The 15,366-nt window shown below is 69.9% G+C and carries 15 protein-coding genes; 8 read left to right on the forward strand and 7 right to left on the reverse strand.

Going from position 1 to position 15,366, the window contains the following annotated elements; translation table 11 throughout:
* The first annotated feature begins 354 nt into the window (after positions 1 to 354).
* Positions 355 to 1,503, forward strand: coding sequence for an ATP-binding protein (locus tag JWN68_RS16220; RefSeq protein ID WP_297740777.1), 1,149 nt, complete (start codon positions 355 to 357; stop codon positions 1,501 to 1,503).
* 283 nt (positions 1,504 to 1,786) lie between these two features.
* Here JWN68_RS16220 and JWN68_RS16225 read toward each other — a convergent pair whose 3' ends face one another.
* A complete protein-coding gene (locus tag JWN68_RS16225; RefSeq protein WP_297740779.1) occupies positions 1,787 to 2,224 on the reverse strand; it encodes a GGDEF domain-containing protein in 438 nt (145 codons plus the stop codon).
* A gap of 255 nt (positions 2,225 to 2,479) precedes the next feature.
* On the opposite strand from JWN68_RS16225, the gene JWN68_RS16230 reads away from it, so the two are divergent.
* Positions 2,480 to 2,797, forward strand: coding sequence for a hypothetical protein (locus tag JWN68_RS16230; protein ID WP_297740781.1), 318 nt, complete (start codon positions 2,480 to 2,482; stop codon positions 2,795 to 2,797).
* Positions 2,798 to 3,172: 375 nt separating this feature from the next.
* Complete coding sequence (locus JWN68_RS16235; protein WP_366519822.1) at positions 3,173 to 4,063, forward strand: GNAT family N-acetyltransferase; 891 nt, start codon at positions 3,173 to 3,175, stop codon at positions 4,061 to 4,063.
* On the opposite strand, the gene JWN68_RS16240 is transcribed toward JWN68_RS16235, so the two are convergent.
* The gene (locus JWN68_RS16240) at positions 3,983 to 4,537 is read right to left on the reverse strand and encodes a substrate-binding domain-containing protein (RefSeq protein ID WP_297740785.1); all 555 of its coding nucleotides are present in this window, start codon (positions 4,535 to 4,537) and stop codon (positions 3,983 to 3,985) included. The genes JWN68_RS16235 and JWN68_RS16240 overlap by 81 nt on opposite strands.
* Between JWN68_RS16240 and JWN68_RS16245 the strand changes: the two genes are divergently transcribed.
* Positions 4,502 to 5,083 carry a hypothetical protein gene (locus JWN68_RS16245; RefSeq protein WP_297740787.1) on the forward strand — a complete coding sequence of 194 codons (582 nt, stop codon included), beginning with the start codon at positions 4,502 to 4,504 and terminating at the stop codon, positions 5,081 to 5,083. The two genes, JWN68_RS16240 and JWN68_RS16245, sit on opposite strands and share 36 nt — an antisense overlap.
* Positions 5,084 to 5,108: 25 nt before the next feature.
* On the opposite strand, the gene JWN68_RS16250 is transcribed toward JWN68_RS16245, so the two are convergent.
* Positions 5,109 to 5,960, reverse strand: coding sequence for a metalloregulator ArsR/SmtB family transcription factor (locus JWN68_RS16250; protein WP_297740789.1), 852 nt, complete (start codon positions 5,958 to 5,960; stop codon positions 5,109 to 5,111).
* A 92-nt stretch (positions 5,961 to 6,052) separates the two neighbouring features.
* On the opposite strand from JWN68_RS16250, the gene JWN68_RS16255 reads away from it, so the two are divergent.
* The 3 genes from JWN68_RS16255 to JWN68_RS16265 are packed head-to-tail and all read left to right on the forward strand — an operon-like array spanning position 6,053 to position 9,300.
* Positions 6,053 to 7,411 carry an FAD-dependent oxidoreductase gene (locus JWN68_RS16255; RefSeq protein ID WP_297740791.1) on the forward strand — a complete coding sequence of 453 codons (1,359 nt, stop codon included), beginning with the start codon at positions 6,053 to 6,055 and terminating at the stop codon, positions 7,409 to 7,411.
* Positions 7,408 to 8,679, forward strand: coding sequence for an MFS transporter (locus JWN68_RS16260; protein ID WP_297740793.1), 1,272 nt, complete (start codon positions 7,408 to 7,410; stop codon positions 8,677 to 8,679). The genes JWN68_RS16255 and JWN68_RS16260 overlap by 4 nt, the downstream gene beginning before the upstream one ends.
* Before the next feature lie 42 nt (positions 8,680 to 8,721).
* Positions 8,722 to 9,300, forward strand: a complete 579-nt coding sequence (locus tag JWN68_RS16265) for a PGPGW domain-containing protein (RefSeq protein WP_297740795.1) — start codon at positions 8,722 to 8,724, stop codon at positions 9,298 to 9,300.
* Between the two features lie 15 nt (positions 9,301 to 9,315).
* Here JWN68_RS16265 and JWN68_RS16270 read toward each other — a convergent pair whose 3' ends face one another.
* Both JWN68_RS16270 and JWN68_RS16275 read right to left on the reverse strand, forming a co-directional pair.
* Positions 9,316 to 10,002: a DUF4386 domain-containing protein gene (locus JWN68_RS16270; protein WP_297740796.1), complete on the reverse strand. Its 687-nt coding sequence runs from the start codon at positions 10,000 to 10,002 to the stop codon at positions 9,316 to 9,318.
* Between the two features lie 70 nt (positions 10,003 to 10,072).
* Positions 10,073 to 10,429: a cupin domain-containing protein gene (locus JWN68_RS16275; protein ID WP_297740798.1), complete on the reverse strand. Its 357-nt coding sequence runs from the start codon at positions 10,427 to 10,429 to the stop codon at positions 10,073 to 10,075.
* A 50-nt stretch (positions 10,430 to 10,479) separates the two neighbouring features.
* Here JWN68_RS16275 and JWN68_RS16280 point away from each other — a divergent pair, with 50 nt between their 5' ends.
* Complete coding sequence (locus JWN68_RS16280; RefSeq protein ID WP_297740800.1) at positions 10,480 to 11,385, forward strand: GNAT family N-acetyltransferase; 906 nt, start codon at positions 10,480 to 10,482, stop codon at positions 11,383 to 11,385.
* Here JWN68_RS16280 and JWN68_RS16285 read toward each other — a convergent pair.
* A complete protein-coding gene (locus JWN68_RS16285; RefSeq protein WP_297740802.1) occupies positions 11,330 to 12,085 on the reverse strand; it encodes a helical backbone metal receptor in 756 nt (251 codons plus the stop codon). The genes JWN68_RS16280 and JWN68_RS16285 overlap by 56 nt on opposite strands.
* A 1-nt stretch (position 12,086) precedes the next feature.
* On the reverse strand, positions 12,087 to 15,314 hold the full coding sequence (gene icmF / locus JWN68_RS16290; RefSeq protein ID WP_297740804.1) for a fused isobutyryl-CoA mutase/GTPase IcmF: 3,228 nt from the start codon (positions 15,312 to 15,314) through the stop codon (positions 12,087 to 12,089).
* Between the last annotated feature and the right edge of the window lie 52 nt (positions 15,315 to 15,366).

The following is a 15,366-nucleotide window of genomic DNA, read 5'->3' on the forward strand; positions in this document are numbered from 1 at the left end:
TGCGACTGTCCTCCGGCGCGTGCATAGGACGTGGAACTTCGGCTACCCCATGACAGGCGACGGGCGTTCCAAACAGCAGCGTTGTCCCTCAGGCCCCGTGTGTGGAGCCAGCGGCGGCGGGGCCGTCCCCACGGATGCACAGCCGCACGTGGGACACCTGTCGCTTCCTCCGAGTGTCTCCGCCGGCGACCGGACAGGACCAGACCAGCCAAGAAAGATGGCTGATACCGACCGGTGCAGACGTTCGGGGGAACACACTGACGGTTATGCGCACCGAACCGGTCGGCACTTCGAGCACGGTCCTTGGAGACTGAGATGACACGGGCCCCTCGTGTTGACTCCAACAAGCCTTCTATGAGTCCCACCGAGCGTGCCTTGGCGGAGGAGGCCGAGCGCTACCGCTCGCTCTTCGCCTACAGCCCCCATGGGGTGTTCTCTCTCGACCTGGAGGGTCGGGTGACAGCCGCGAACGACGCCATGCAGCAACTCATCGGCCACGCTCCGAGTGAGCTCCTCGGGACCAGATTTCACGACCTCGTCCACTCCGAGGACATCGATGGGAGCGACAAGGCACTGGTGGCCGTCATCGAGCGGCGCCCCCAGCTGTTGGAGGTGCGCCTGGTCACGGCAGCTGGCGACGTTCGCGAGACCAAGGTCACCGCGGTCCCGGTCATCGTCTCCGATCAGGTGGTCGGAGTGCACGCCATCACCGAAGACATCACCGAGGCAAACATGATGCGGCGCGAGCTCGAGGCAGCGAACGCGGCCAAGACGATCTTCCTGGCCAACCTCGGCCACGAGATCCGCACACCGCTGACGATGGTCATCGGCGCCACCGAGCTCCTCCTGGAGACCCGACTCGACCGTGACCAGGGCCGGTTGACCGCGATGATGGACCGCAACTGTCACCGTCTCCTGCGCCTCGTGAACGACATCCTTGACTTCTCCCGGCTCGACGCCGGGAAGATCAAGCTCACGTCAGCAACGTTCCGGCTCGGTGACGTCCTCGACGACATCGTGGAGTGGGCTCAGTCGCAAGCCAATGCAAGCGGTTTGCAGTTCGAGGTCGTGCTCGACCCAGCGCTGCCCCCCGTCGTCCAAGGAGATGCCGAACGGATCACCCAGGTTCTCTCCAACTTGGTCGGCAACGCCCTCAAGTTCACTGAGTCCGGAAGCGTTCGTCTCACCGTCTCGATGAAGACTGCGCCCACACCCAGGTCGGCAGGAGCGAGGGCCTGGGTGCAGTTCGTCGTCGACGACACTGGGATCGGCATACCGCCGGACCACGTGGAAGCGCTGTTCGAGTCATTCACCCAGGAGGACACAGCTGACACCCGCACGCACGACGGGCTCGGTCTGGGTCTGGCGATCTGCCGTGACCTGGTCGGACTCATGGGAGGTGACCTCTACGCGGTCAGTACGCCCGGGGTGGGCAGCACGTTCACTGCCGTGCTGCCACTCCTCGTCGCAGAGCACGGGGCTGAGAATCTGCGACGTCCTTGAGGTTCGAGCATCGCTCCAGCGCACGCAACGCACGACCCCTCCGGCGTTCTGCACTCCTAGTTCGGCGGGAGAGCGGCGTGCCCCTTGTTGTGTTGCTTGGCGTAGCCGAGGGCTGCGTCGAGCTGGGTCATCGGCAGGGGGAGGTGCCGGGCCGGACAGACCCCGACCGAGGCCGATGGCACGAGGTGTTCCCAGGGGGAGCCGATGCGTCGGTCCCGGATCGCGGCGGCGAGGCGTTCGCCGTACCGCAGGCCGGACTCGACGTCGACGAGAGGCGCCAGGATCAGGAACTCGTCGCCGCCCAGCGGATGAGGACGTCTCCCGGCCGGGTGTTGGCCGCAAGGACGTCAGCGACGCAGCGAAGCAGCGCGGCGCCGCCCTCGTGCCCGCAGGTGTCGTTGACCTGTTTGAGGTCATCCACGTCGACCAGCATGGCGAGCAGGTCAGCGGGCCGATCACGATCGCCGAGGTATCGCTCGAGATGGTGTCGGTTGTGGAGGCCGGTGAGCTGGTCTCGCTCGGCCAGCGACGTGGCTGACGCCAGCTCCAGACGCAAAGCCGCGGCGCGTCGATAGCCGGCCTCCAACGACCACAGCAGGTGGTCGGCCGCAACTGCGAGCCGGTCCTCGACTCGGGAGACAGGCTCCGCCGCGCACCTTGCCAGGTGGCCGCACGCTCGGGCGAGGACGTCTGGCGGCAGGTGGGGGGCGAGGTGGTCCAAGCAGTCTCTGGTGCCCTCCAGGGCCCGTGTGTCGTCGCAGGGTGGACCACCCCCGGAACAGCCGACTGGCTTCCAGGGTCACCCTCGGTGGCGGTGAGCTCGTGTACGTCGCGAGCGATCAACGTCGCCGCGAACGCCCCTCGCACCAGCGACCCCACCCAGTCCCCGGCCAAGGGGGTCCTGAACGGAGAGGCTGACAGCCGTGACCCCTTCCGGGACTGCGTCCACGCTGCCGGTGAACGCCACGATCACGGTGTGGCCTTGAGCGGCGAGGGCGGCATACCGGGCGGCCTCGATGTCGAAGTATCCGCGTCGCTGGAAGAACCCGAGGACCAGCCCCTCGTCAGCCGCGTCGCTACCGGCAGCTGCGCTGCCTGGCACGGACATCCCGTCGCCGATGGCTGCGTCCTCGAACGCTCGCTCCAGAGCGTGGCTGACAACGAGAAGTGCTCGTTTGCTGGTGACCGCCGAGGAGCTCCGCTTCGAACCGCCAGCGTCGACCTCATCTTCGAGGCGACCGACGCCAGACGGCCGGGAAGTGCGGGGGAGCCCTGTGCCAAGGACATCAGCTAGGGCCTCTCGACGTGCAGATGACTGCGTGTGAGGTTTGTTTGCAGCGGAGGCCCTCGTGGGCAGGTGCAGCGACTCGTCGGAGATGGCCGCGCCTGGAGGCGTGTCACCCAGGCGGAATGGTGAGGTTCACCCTCCCTGGCCACTTCTTTCAAACTCCCCATCTCGTTGAGGTGGGGGACTCGCCCTCGATGAGGAGAGCGGCGTCAACTACAGGTAACCACTCACAACCCGTGGCAAGTAGGGTCTTTGGTCCTGTGGGTGAGGGACGTGCGGCACGCCCCACGCGGGCCATGCCGTTGCTCACTGTTCTGGGTGTTCTCGCGATGGAAACCTTCACGGTGCCGTCCGGCAACATCGCCCGCGCATGGTGGACGCATGTTGTGGCGAGTACGAATGACGATGCCGGACCGTCCCGGTGCTCTGGCGACCCTGGCGCAGGAGTGCGGCGCCGCGGGCGTCAACATCCTGGCGATGCAGGTCTTCCCGGGGGTGGGGTCGGTGACCGACGACTTCGTGTTGGAGGTGCCGCCCGAGTGGGACACCGATGCGGTGGCGGCGCTGGTCGAGCGGGCCGGAGCCCGTGCGGTCGTCTCCCATCCGTGCGGCGAGCAGGCGCTCGGAGACCAGCCCACTCGCTACGTGGAGGCAGCGCGCGCGATCCTGGCCCGGCCGGCGCGGTTCCCCGAGATCGTCGCGGCGCTCTTCGACGCCGACGCCGAGCAGGCCGACCGCCCTTCTCCCACTGACTCGATGGAGATGACGGTCGGCGACGTCTCCGTACAGATTCATCGCGCAGTGCCCTTCACCGCGACGGAGCATGCGCGCGGGGCAACGATGGCGGGTCTGGTGAGCGACGTGCTGCAGCGCGCCAAGGACGCTGGGGTCGGTCCCACTCCGGCGCGGCGTCTCGGCACCGGGAGCGCGCCGGACTACGTGGTCACGAGCCACTGCGTGGCGGCGGAGGTGGCTGGGACCCCGATGGGGCGGGCCGTGCTCGCAGAGCTCGTCACTCCCGGGTGCCGCCTCCTGACGCTGGAGGTCGACCCGGCCTGGCGTCGCCGCGGTATCGGCTCCCGCCTGCTGATGGAAGCCGCACGCGCCGCGGCCCGTCTGGGTGACGACGAGCTGCTCCTGAGGACCAGCCCCGACAACCTGGCGGTGATGCCGATGGTGCTCGGATCGGGGCTACGGGCGCGGGTGCGCTTGTCCGGTGACGTGTTGAGCGTGCGCGTGCCCCTGCGAGACCTCGAGTCCGCCGGTCGTTGATCGCCCGTCGGCATCCGAGCCGGGCAACTTCTGCCCCTGGGGCGGGGACCCAACCACTTGTTGTGTCGAGCGGCGCGCGACCAGCTCAGGCTCGAACACGACCTGCTCGTGCACGTGCATGGCGTTGTCCGCCTCGTCCAGCAGGAGCTTGGCCGCCGTCCGGCCCAGCTCGGCGCGCGGTTGCCGCACGGACGTGAGGGGGACCGCGGCCGCGGCGGCGACGTCGATGTCGTCATAACCCACGAGGGCGAGGTCCTCAGGGACCCGGACGCCGGCCGAGGTCGCCTGCTGCAGCAAGCCCAGGGCCACCAGGTCGTTGGCACAGAAGACCGCGGTCGGCCGCCGGCGTGCCGGGAGCCCGGCCAGCCGCTCGCCAGGTCGGGGGACAGGATGATCCAGAGCCACGCGGTTCGGTCGCAGCAGTGGGCGGATGAGCAGGTGCAGCGTCTGGTCGCTGCCGGCTATCACCAGCACCAGGCGGATCCCACGACCTTCCTGGCCGGCGTGCGTCGCGCTGACTTCAGGTGGGGGTGGGGCTTCACCCGGCTCCACACCTTCGTGCTGTTCGGCCGCGTGGAGCACGCGAGTGGTGACAACGTCTGCGAGTTCACCGCGTTGGCCCTCCGGTGGGCGGAGCAAGCCAAGGGCGGCATGCCGCGGGGCTTCCGGACCGGCGCCGCGGTCCTGCCGGTCCTGGTGTGCAACACGGCTGACGAGAGCGCCCACGAGCAGCTCAGCCGACGCCCCGCCAAGCACTTCGCCCTGTTCGAGCTGCCCATGCTGGTGGTTCTGAGCCAGGGACGGTGGGCCACCTACAGCGGCCGCGTGGTGTGGGGCGGGGTCTACCAGGACTTCCTGCGCGCTCAGCAGCAGCTCGTCGTGGGCGACCTGGCCGGCGAAGCCCCGGACATGAGTGGCGCCGGTCGACGTGCCGTCATGTCCGTGGTGATGTCGGTCGCGATGGCCAGCATGGTTCTCTTCGCCATCGGCTACTGGTTCGTCTACCGGCTCTTCTTCTGAGCGAGCAAACCTCGGAGGGGGGGGCTCAGTTGACCTCGCTGCGACGCTCGAGCAGGACGGTGTCCCGCCAGATGCCGTCGAGCTGGGCGATGCGGGTGCGGACGGCCAGCGTCCGGTAGCCCGCGGAGTGGTGCAGCGCCAGACTGGCGCGGTTCTCCGGGAAGATCGACGTCTGGAGTGTCCACAGGCCGGCCTTGTCGGCCTCGACGACCTGGGTGAAGAGCAGCGCCTTGCCGACCCCTCGTCCGCGCGCGGCCTCGGCGACATAGACGGAGCTCTCGCCGACGCCGGCGTAGCACTCGCGGCTCGAGACCGGGGTGACGCCGGTCCAGCCGACCACCTGATTGTCCAGCACGGCCACCCACGCAAGACCCGGCAGCCAGCGAGACCGCAGCTGTTCGGCGGTCGGCAGCGTGGTCTCGAAGGTGGCATTCCGCGTCGCGAGCCCCTGCGCATAGATGTCGAGCACCGCTGCCAGGTCGGCGTCGGAGACCGGGCGAGTGGTGACGTCGGCGGGCAGGTCGGCCGGGCAGCACGGCGGGGACGCCAGGGTGCCCATGATGACGTCCGCTGCGTGTGGGAGGCCGGTGCAGCAGGCGGCGTTGACCGAGACCATGCTGGCGGTGCCGACCTTGTCGACCGCCACGAACCCCACCTTCCTGAGCAGCTCGACGTGGTGTGAGCAGGTGGACTGGCTGACACCCAGCGTCGAGGCGAGATCTCCCACGCGCATCGCCCCGGTCGCCGACGTCGAGACGGTGTGGAGCAGGCGCACCCGCGTCGGGTCGGCGAGCACAGCGAACCAGTCGGCGTAGTTCTCGGCTTCCTCCTTGCCGAGGGCGGGTCCCGCGTCCGTGGCAATCCGCGAGGTGGTCATGGCGCAGATCGTACCTTGCCTTCATCGATGTATGTCGATACAGTATGGTTCATCGATGTCTGTCGATGGAAGAGGAGTCAGAGGAGAACGCCATGCAGGACCCCGTCGTGATCATCGGTGCCGGCCCCATCGGGTTGGCCGCTGCCGCCGACGCCGCCGAGCGCGGCCTGCCCTTCGTCGTCCTGGAAGCGGGACAGGACGCCGGCGCAGCCGTGGCAGGCTGGGCGCATGTGCGGCTGTTCTCCTCCTGGTCGGAGCTCGTCGACCCGGCTGCTCGTCGCTTGCTGGAGGCGGCTGGCACCTGGACGCCCCCGGACGACTCCGGCTATCCCACCGGTGGCGAGTGGCGCCGCGACTACCTGCAGCCGCTCGCGGCCGTGCTGGCCAGCACCCCCGGAGGCTCCGTTCGGTACGGCGCCCGGGTGACCGGCGTGGGTCGCGCCGGCCGCGACCTGATGGTCGACTCCGGGCGGGAGGGCGACCCGTTCGCCGTACACGTGGAAGGCCCGGGCGGCCCGGAGCGGTTGCTCGCTAGCGCGGTCGTGGACGCCTCCGGCACCTGGACGCGTCCCAACCCGCTCGGTGCCGACGGCTATCCCGCGCTCGGCGAGACCGAGAACGCCGATCGCATCACCTATGGCATCCCCGACCTTGCCGACCCCGCGTCGGCTGCCCGCTATGCCGGCAAGCACGTCGCCGTCGCCGGGAAGGGCGCCTCGGCCCAGGGCGTGCTCGTCGGGCTCGCGCGGCTCGCGCAGGCCGACCCCGGCATCCGGGTGTCCTGGCTGCTGCGGCGTCCCTCGGTCGGCGACGCCTTCGGCGGTGGCGACAACGACCAGCTCGAGCAGCGCGGCAAGCTCGGCCAGGACGCGAAGGCGGCGGCGACCAGCGGGCTCGTGACCCAGGTGACGGAGTTCCGCACCGAGTCCGTCACCACCCAGGACGACGGCCGCCTCACCATCACCTCGACCGACGGCCAGCAGGTCACCGACGTCGACGAGGTCATCGTGGTGACCGGCTTCCGCCCCGACTTCGGCTTCCTCTCCGAGGTTCGCCTCGACCTCGACCCGGCCCTCGGCGCAGCGCGCGTCCTGGCCGGACAGATCCACCCCGACCACCACAGCTGTGGCGACGTCGAACCGCACGGCTACAAGGAGCTGAGCCAGCCCGAGGATCGGCTGTATCTCGTCGGGATGAAGTCCTACGGGCGAGCGCCGTCGTTCCTGGCGATGACCGGCTACGAGCAGGTCCGCTCCGTGGTTGCCGCCCTGGACGGCGACCTGGAGGCCGCGGGCCGGGTCGAGCTCGTGCTGCCTGCCACCGGGGTGTGCAACGGTGCCGGCGCGTTCGACGACGCGACCGCGGTCGCAGCCGCACCGGCCGGTGGCGGGTGCTGCGGCCCCAGCCCCTCCGAGCCGCAGCTCGTCGTGGTCGGCGGCGGGTGCGGGTGACCGACACGGCCGCCCCTGCCCAGCAGGCTCCGCAGCCCGGCGCGCTCGATCCCGGCGGGCTGCGGCAGGTGGTGTCAGTGCTCAGCACCGTCCAGATCGTCTCGTGGGGCGTCCTCTACTACGCGTTCGCGGCGCTGCAGTCGTCCATCACCGCTGACACCGGCTGGTCGAGCGTGGCGGTCACCGGCGCGTTCTCCGGGTGCCAGCTCGTCTCGGGCGTCGTCGGGATCTGGGTCGGTCGACACATCGACGCCGTCGGTCCCCGGGCCGTCATGACGGCGGCGTCACTGGTCGCCATACCGGGCCTGCTCGCCGTGGCGTTGGCACCGAACCTGGCCGTCTTCTACCTCGGCTGGGTCCTGGTCGGCGTCGCGATGGCCGGCACCCTGTATCCGCCCGCGTTCGCAGCCCTCACCCACTGGGGCGGGGCTCAGCGGGTCCGCGCCCTCACGACGCTGACCCTGGTGGCGGGCCTGGCCAGCACCGTCTTCGCCCCCCTGGCCTCGGTGCTTGACGACGCGTGGGGTTGGCGGGTCGCCTACCTCGTGCTCCTGGCCGGTCTGGTGCTGATCACGGTGCCGCTGCACTGGTGGGGTCTCGGCGCGCCTTGGCGGACCCAGCACCGCGACGCCCCCCGCCCCTCGCACCACGCCCCGAAGCCGGACGTGGCCGCCGTCGTTCGCAGCGGTCCGTTCCTGCTGCTGGCGCTGGCCGGCACCCTGACGACGCTGTCGGTGTTCGCCGTGGTCATCAACCTTGTGCCGATGCTGGTCGAGCAGGGGATGAGCCGGAACCTTGCGGCCGTCGCCCTCGGTCTCGGCGGTGTCGGGCAGGTCGCGGGGCGACTGGGGTACGCCCGGTTCGCGGCCGCCACCTCGGTGACGGCGCGCGGTGTCATCGTGGTCGCGGGAGTGGCTGCGGCAACGGCTGCCCTGGCGCTGGCACCCGACTCCGCGGGCCTGCTCATCGTGATCGGGATGCTCCTGGGGCTGGCGCGAGGCATCTACACCCTCGTCCACGCCACCGCGGTCACCGACCGCTGGGGCCCGGAGGCCTACGGCACGCTCAACGGCATCCTGACGGCGCCCGCCCTGGGCGCCGCCGCCCTCGCACCGTTCGCGGGAGCATTGCTGGCGCGGGCCCTCGGGTCGTACGCCGATGCCTTCCTCGTGCTGGCGGCAGGTGCCGGTGTCGCCGCGGTGCTGATGCTCGGCGCCACTCCCAGGCGCGCAGGCGCGGAATACCCTGAGGGGGAACGCGCGTTGTGATCACCACCTCCCATCCCCGCCCATCGAGAGAGGCGACCTCCCATGTCGGCGAAGCCTCGGCGTGCAGGCGAGATGGCGACGACACGAGCAGTGCGCGCGGCGCAGAGGCTCGTGCGCGAAGCGGCCGGCTGGTTGTTGTTGCTCGGGGGCCTGGCTGCGATCCCGCTGCCCGGGCCAGGGCTCCTGATCACCTTGGCCGGGCTGCTGCTGCTGTCGCGTGAGTACGACTGGGCCGCGCGCCGCGTCGACACGGTCCGGGGACGCGCTCTCCAGGCTGCCGCTCATGGCGTCGCCACGCGTCCCCGCCTCCTCGGCTCCACCACGTCGGCCCTGATGATCCTCCCGGTCGGAGTGGTGTGGATCCTCTCGCCAGCGGCACCGGGGTGGTGGCCCCTGGCGGAGGCTTGGTGGCTGCCCGGTGGCGCAATCGTCGGTGTGTCGCAGCTGGCATCCGCGGCCGTCGCGCTGACCCTCCTCGCCTACAGCTATCGGCGGTTCCGAGGAGCTCCCGGTCTCGTGACGCCTGTCGTGACGCCAGCCCTGCATCTCGAGGCTGGTCGCCCCGTGGTGCCGGCGCCTCGTCGGCCCAGCCGGCGATCCTCCTGCCCGTCGGCGTCCTAGCTGCACGCAGCCGGGTCAGGCGGGCTGGGTCAGGATGCCCACCGGCTGGAAGCCCTTGACGAGCAGCCAGCCGATCAGCGCGAGCTCCCAGGCGAAGACGGGGAGGGCGACGAGCAGGCCGGGCGTGGAGGTCTGCTCGTAGGCGCCGAACATGACGGCGATCGCGGAGCCGAAGATCAGCGTCCCGCCGATGAGTCCCAAGACGGCGATGGCGCGGGGCACGAGGCCTGAGGCGTGCATCAGGTAGGCCAGCAGCACCGAGGCGGCGCCCAGCGCGAAGTTGGGCCCGAACAGGAAGGTCCAGTCGTGCAGGGCCAGGAGCGCGGAGCCGATGGCGGAGAGGGTGTCGGGGTCGGCTGACCCGGCGTACTGCTGGCGCAGGCTGACGATGGTGAGGAGGCTGAGGATGCCGATCAAGATGGCGACCGCTTCCACGAGCCGGGCCAGGACGAACGCGAGTGCGACTCCTTCGTGCTGCCGCCTGACGATCGGGTACAACGTCACGGCCGTGCCGATCGCGGCGACCACCAGGAGCAGCTCGAACAGCGCGCCCCACAGGATCCGGTCGTCCCCACCGGCGCCGGTGATGTAGTCGGTGCTCGTGAGGATGGGGCCGTAGAGGGCACGTCCGGAGATCGCGCCGACCTCGGTGAGCAGGAAGAAGAGCGCGGCGACGACGGCGGTCGGGCGGGACAGGTTCACGGTGGTCCTTCAGCAGAATGGTGTACGAAGTACACATCGCTGGAACGCTAAGGTGTACGGCGTACTCCTGTCAAGCCAGGTAGAGCTTCCGCAGGCGCTCGGTGAGGACCCACGTCGTGCGGTCCCCCTCGTGGAGCTCGACAAGCACGCCGGGCCGCAGGTCGATCGAGCTGCCGTCGTCGAAGGCGACGGTCCCGAGACCGCTCAGGACGAGGAAGACCTCGTCGCACTCGACATCTATGTCCTGGCCGGGGCCCGCCGCCCACAGGCCAACCGTGACGCCGCCGAGCGTCGAGGCGCTGCGCCCGGGGTCGGCGAGCACCCGGTCCGCGGTGGCGAGCGCTTCGGAGGCCCCATCGGGTCCGACCTGCTCGAGCATCAGGTCGGAGGAGAGCAGTCGTGCTGCAGCGGTGCTGGCGGAGTCCATGCCCCCGGACCCTAGCCCGGCATACCGCTCGGCCCGACATACATGCCGCCATGTGGCAGCCGCTCACCGAGCCCTCGGTCGAGGACGTGCACCGCGTCCTGACCGAGGTCGACGTGGCCTTGTGGTCGAGCGGAGCGTCGCGGACGTCAGGGAACTGCTCGCGAGCGGATCGTTCTGGGGCCGTCCACCATGCCGAGGGTCGGCTGATCGCGGTGGCCGGGTCCGTCCCCGATGAGGAGTGCGTCATGGGGATCGTGGCCGCCCATCCCGGTCGCTCGGAGCTGCTCTCGGATGCGGTTCCGCTGCTCGAGGACGTCCTGAGAGCAGGGGGTGCGCTGTGGTTGCCCACCCTCGACCACGACGCCGGGGCGGCGGCGGCCGCCGCGCACGGCCTGGTGCGGGCCTACACCGACCTTCAGATGCGCACCCGCACGACGGCTGCGTCAGCGAGCCCCCCGCCGCTGGGCACGAGGCTGCGTGAGCTCGGCGCCGCTCCCTCGGATCTCCACGACGTCCATGACCTGGTGTGCGCTGCGTGGGGCGCGGAGGACCACTGGACCGCGTTCCACCGCCGGTTCGAGCAGGCGGCGCGCGAACCGGCGCTGTGGGTCCTGCTCGAGAGCGAGCAGGGCGAGCTGGTTGCCGCCTGCTTCGGCGACGGCCAGGACCTGGCCGATGGCCGGTTCAAAGTGGTGCGGCACCTGGACGTCGCGCCGGGCGTACGGCGAAGCGGGCTCGGTCGCTGGGCGCTCAACGAGCTCCTCGTCCGGTTCGCCCTCGCAGGCTGGGACGAGGCGCAGCTCGGCGTGCACGGCGACAACGCGTCCGGGGCGCCGGCGTTCTACCGCTCGCACGGGTGGAGCGTCGTCTCGTCGCAGGACAAATGGGTGCGCGCGCCGCCTAGTCCCGCGCCAGGCTCTCGTGCGCGTCGACGAGGGACGGGCCGTACCACGTGAGCAGCCGGCCGCTGACCAGGTCGGTCGGCGTACGCGTGAAGGCCTCGGGACCGTCCTGCGACGTGAACACATAGGGCTCGTCCGGAAGCAGGATGGCATCGGCACCGGCTGCGTCCAGGTCGGCCGCCTCCAGGCTCGGATAGCGGTCGGGGTGGTCGGCGAACACGTTGTCGAGCCCGAGACGACGGGCCAGGTCGCCGGTGAAGGTCCGGCTGCCGACGACCATCCACGGGTCCCGCCAGATCGGGATCGCGACGCGTCGTCGCACGGGTGGGAGAGGTCCGGTCCACAGCTCGTGGGCGGCCGCGAGCCAGGGTGGGCGCGGCCAGCACAGGGCCTCGTCGAAGAGCCGAGCCAGGGATGACAGAGCCTGCGGGACGGTCTCGATGTCGGTGACCCACACCCGCACGCCACGCTCACGCAGGCGGCGTACGTCGAGCTCGCGGTTCTCCTCCTTGTTGGCGATGACCAGGTCGGGGGCGAGCAGCGCGATCTTCGCGACATCGGGGTTCTTGGTGCCGCGCGCCCGGGGGACGTCGAGGTCGGCGGGATGCGTGCACCAGTCGGTGGCGCCCACGATCGCCTCGGGGCGGACGGTTGCCAGGCTCTCGGTGATGGAGGGGACGAGCGAGACGACGCGGCGTGCCGGACCCGGCTGGTCGGAGGACTGGAGCGGGTGTCCGAGGTCGTCGCGGGTCACGTCAGACGTTGCGACGGTACTGGCCGCCGACCTCGAAGAACGCCTCGGTGACCTGCTGCAACGAGCACACGCGGGCGGCGTCCATGAGCACGGCGAAGACGTTGTCACCGGAGGCGGCAGCTTCCTTGAGCCGGGCGATGGCCTCGGCGGACTCGGAGGTGTGGGACGCCTGGAACTCGCGCACCCGACGCAGCTGGGACTCCTTCTCACCCTCCGTCGCCCGGGCCAGCTCGACCTCGGGCGGGGAGACGTCGGAGTCGGGCTTGACGAAGGTGTTGACGCCGACGATGGGCAGCGAGCCGTCGTGCTTGCGGTGCTCGTAGAGCATCGACTCGTCCTGGATCCGGCCTCGCTGGTAGCCCGTCTCCATCGCCCCCAGCACGCCACCGCGCTCGTTGATGCTGTCGAACTCGGCCAGCACGGCCGCCTCGACCAGGTCGGTCAGCTCGTCGATGATGAAGGAGCCCTGGAGTGGGTTCTCGTTCATCGCGAGGCCCCACTCTCGGTTGATGATCAGCTGGATAGCCAGGGCTCGGCGCACGGACTCCTCGGTCGGGGTCGTGACCGCCTCGTCGTAGGCGTTGGTGTGCAGGGAGTTGGCGTTGTCGTAGATGGCGATCAGCGCCTGCAGCGTCGTGCGGATGTCGTTGAAGTCCATCTCCTGCGCGTGCAGGGAGCGTCCGCTCGTCTGGACGTGGTACTTCAGCTTCTGCGAGCGCTCGTTGGCGCCGTACTTCTCCCTCATCGTGATCGCCCAGATGCGGCGTGCCACCCGGCCGATGACGGTGTATTCGGGGTCCATGCCGTTAGAGAAGAAGAAGGACAGGTTGGGTGCGAAGTCGTCGATGTCCATCCCGCGCGCGAGGTAGGCCTCGACGTAGGTGAAGCCGTTGGCCAGGGTGAAGGCGAGCTGGCTGATGGGGTTCGCCCCCGCCTCGGCGATGTGATAGCCGGAGATCGACACGGAGTAGAAGTTGCGAACCTTCTGCTCGATGAACCATTCCTGGATGTCGGCCATCATGCGCAGGCAGAACTCCGTGGAGAACAGCGCCGTGTTCTGCCCCTGGTCCTCCTTGAGGATGTCGGCCTGCACCGTGCCCCGGACATTGGCCAGGGCGTACGCCGTCAGCTCGGCGCGCTCCGCCTCGTCGGGCTCACGCCCCTCGGCCCCACGGAACTTCTCGACCTGCTGGTCGATGACGGTGTTGAGGAAGAACGCCAGCACGGTCGGTGCCGGACCGTTGATGGTCAACGACACCGAGGTCGATGGAGCGACCAGGTCGAAACCCTCGAACAGCGCCGACATGTCGTCCAGGGTGGCCACGGAGACGCCCGAGGTGCCGACCTTGCCGTAGACGTCGGGACGGGGATCGGGGTCGCGACCGTAGAGCGTCACGGAGTCGAAGGCCGTGGAGAGGCGGGTGGCATCGCCATCCTGGCTCAGCAGCTTGAAGCGGCGGTTGGTGCGGAAGGGGTCGCCCTCGCCGGCGAACATCCGGGCCGGGTCCTCGCCGTCGCGCTTGAAGGGGAAGACCCCTGCGGTGAAGGGGAAATAGCCCGGCAGGTTCTCGTTGCGCCAGAAGCGCACGAGCTCTCCGTGGTCGGTGAAGCGGGGCAGCGCCACCCGGGGGATCTTGTTGCCGCTGAGGGATTCCTTGGTGAGCAAGGTGCGGATCTCGCGGTCGCGCACGGTCACGACCTGCTCGTCACCGGAGTAGGACTCCACGACCGTCGGCCACGCCTCCAGCTGGTCAGTGACCTCGTGGGGGACCGCCTTGCGGGCCTTCTCCAGCAGTCCGGCGACGCCGTCGACCTGCTCGCCGGCGTCGGCCAGCTCGCCCTGGACGATCTCGAGCCGCTGCACCCGGCGGGCCGCCTCGACGTGCGCCTGGGTCTGCGCGTGGTAGCCACGGACGGCCTCGGTGATCTCGGCGAGGTAGCGCACGCGGTCGGTGGGCACGACCTGACGGATGCCCGACGAGTGGCGTACGTCGACATGGGGCAGCGTGCCCTCGGTGACGGGCAGGCCGCTTCCCGCGAGGGTGTCGCGCAGGTGCTGGAAGAGCGCGGTGACGCCGTCGTCGTTGAAGGTGGCCGCGCTGGTGCCGAACACGGGCATGTCGGCGGGCTGCTTGCCGAAGGCCTCGCGGTTGCGGACCATCTGCCGGCCGACGTCGCGCATCGCGTCCTTGGCGCCCCGGCGCTCGAACTTGTTGATGGCCACGGTGTCGGCGAAGTCGAGCATGTCGATCTTCTCCAGCTGCGACGCGGCGCCGAACTCGGGCGTCATGACGTAGAGCGAGTGGTCGACGAACGGGACGATCGCCGCGTCGCCCTGGCCGATGCCGGGGGTCTCGACGATGACCAGGTCGAACCCGGCGGCCTTCATCACCGCGATGACGGTGTCGAGGTGCTCGGGCACCTCGTGGGCCCCGCGGGTCGCCAGGCTGCGGAAGAAGATGCGGTCCCCGTCGAGGGAGTTGGCCCGGATCCGGTCGCCGAGGAGCGCACCGCCGCCCTTGCGGCGGGTCGGGTCGACGGCGATGACCGCCACGCGCAGCTTGTCCTCCTGGTCGACGCGGAAGCGCCGCACGATCTCGTCGGTGAGGCTGGACTTGCCCGAACCGCCCGTGCCGGTGATGCCGAGGACCGGGGAGGTGTGGGCGGCTGCCGCCTGCTGGAGACGCTCCAGCATCTCGGCGGTCAGTTGTCCGGTCTCCGCACCGGTCAGCGCCCGGGCGATGGCCAGGCGGTCACCGGCCAGGACGGCATGGATGTCGGCCGGCCCGGCCTGCCAGGGGTCGAAGTCGCAGTCGGCGACGACCGAGTTGATCATCCCGACCAGGCCCATGCGCTGGCCGTCCTCGGGGGAGAAGATCGTCACGCCCGAGTCGCGCAGGCGCTGGATCTCGGCCGGCACGATGACGCCCCCGCCGCCGCCGACGACCTTCACGTGGTCGGCGCCCGCCGCCCGTAGCGACTCGACGAGGTATTCGAAGTACTCGACGTGCCCACCCTGGTAGGACGAGACCGCAATGCCCTGGACGTCCTCCTCGAGTGCAGCGTCGACCACTTCCTGGACGGAGCGGTTGTGCCCGAGGTGAATGACCTCGCAGCCCTGGCTCATGAAGATCCGCCGCATGATGTTGATCGAGGCGTCGTGTCCGTCGAAGAGCGCCGAGGCGGTGACGAGGCGGACCGGGTGCTGGGGCTGGTGGAGCTCGACCATGAGGATCCTCAGGCGTGGTTGTCGGATGTCCTACTACCGACGATGGTAGGAC

Origin of the sequence: Nocardioides sp., assembly GCF_025964975.1 — a bacterium.
Lineage (GTDB): Bacteria > Actinomycetota > Actinomycetes > Propionibacteriales > Nocardioidaceae > Nocardioides.

Coding starts and splice junctions, on each gene's coding strand:
- JWN68_RS16220 (WP_297740777.1), top strand. CDS start 355: ATGAGTCCCACCGAGCGTGCCTTGGCGGAGGAGGCCGAGCGCTACCGC.
- JWN68_RS16235 (WP_366519822.1), top strand. CDS start 3,173: ATGTTGTGGCGAGTACGAATGACGATGCCGGACCGTCCCGGTGCTCTG.
- JWN68_RS16250 (WP_297740789.1), bottom strand. CDS start 5,960: ATGACCACCTCGCGGATTGCCACGGACGCGGGACCCGCCCTCGGCAAG.
- JWN68_RS16255 (WP_297740791.1), top strand. CDS start 6,053: ATGCAGGACCCCGTCGTGATCATCGGTGCCGGCCCCATCGGGTTGGCC.
- JWN68_RS16265 (WP_297740795.1), top strand. CDS start 8,722: ATGTCGGCGAAGCCTCGGCGTGCAGGCGAGATGGCGACGACACGAGCA.
- JWN68_RS16275 (WP_297740798.1), bottom strand. CDS start 10,429: ATGGACTCCGCCAGCACCGCTGCAGCACGACTGCTCTCCTCCGACCTG.
- JWN68_RS16280 (WP_297740800.1), top strand. CDS start 10,480: ATGTGGCAGCCGCTCACCGAGCCCTCGGTCGAGGACGTGCACCGCGTC.
- icmF (WP_297740804.1), bottom strand. CDS start 15,314: ATGGTCGAGCTCCACCAGCCCCAGCACCCGGTCCGCCTCGTCACCGCC.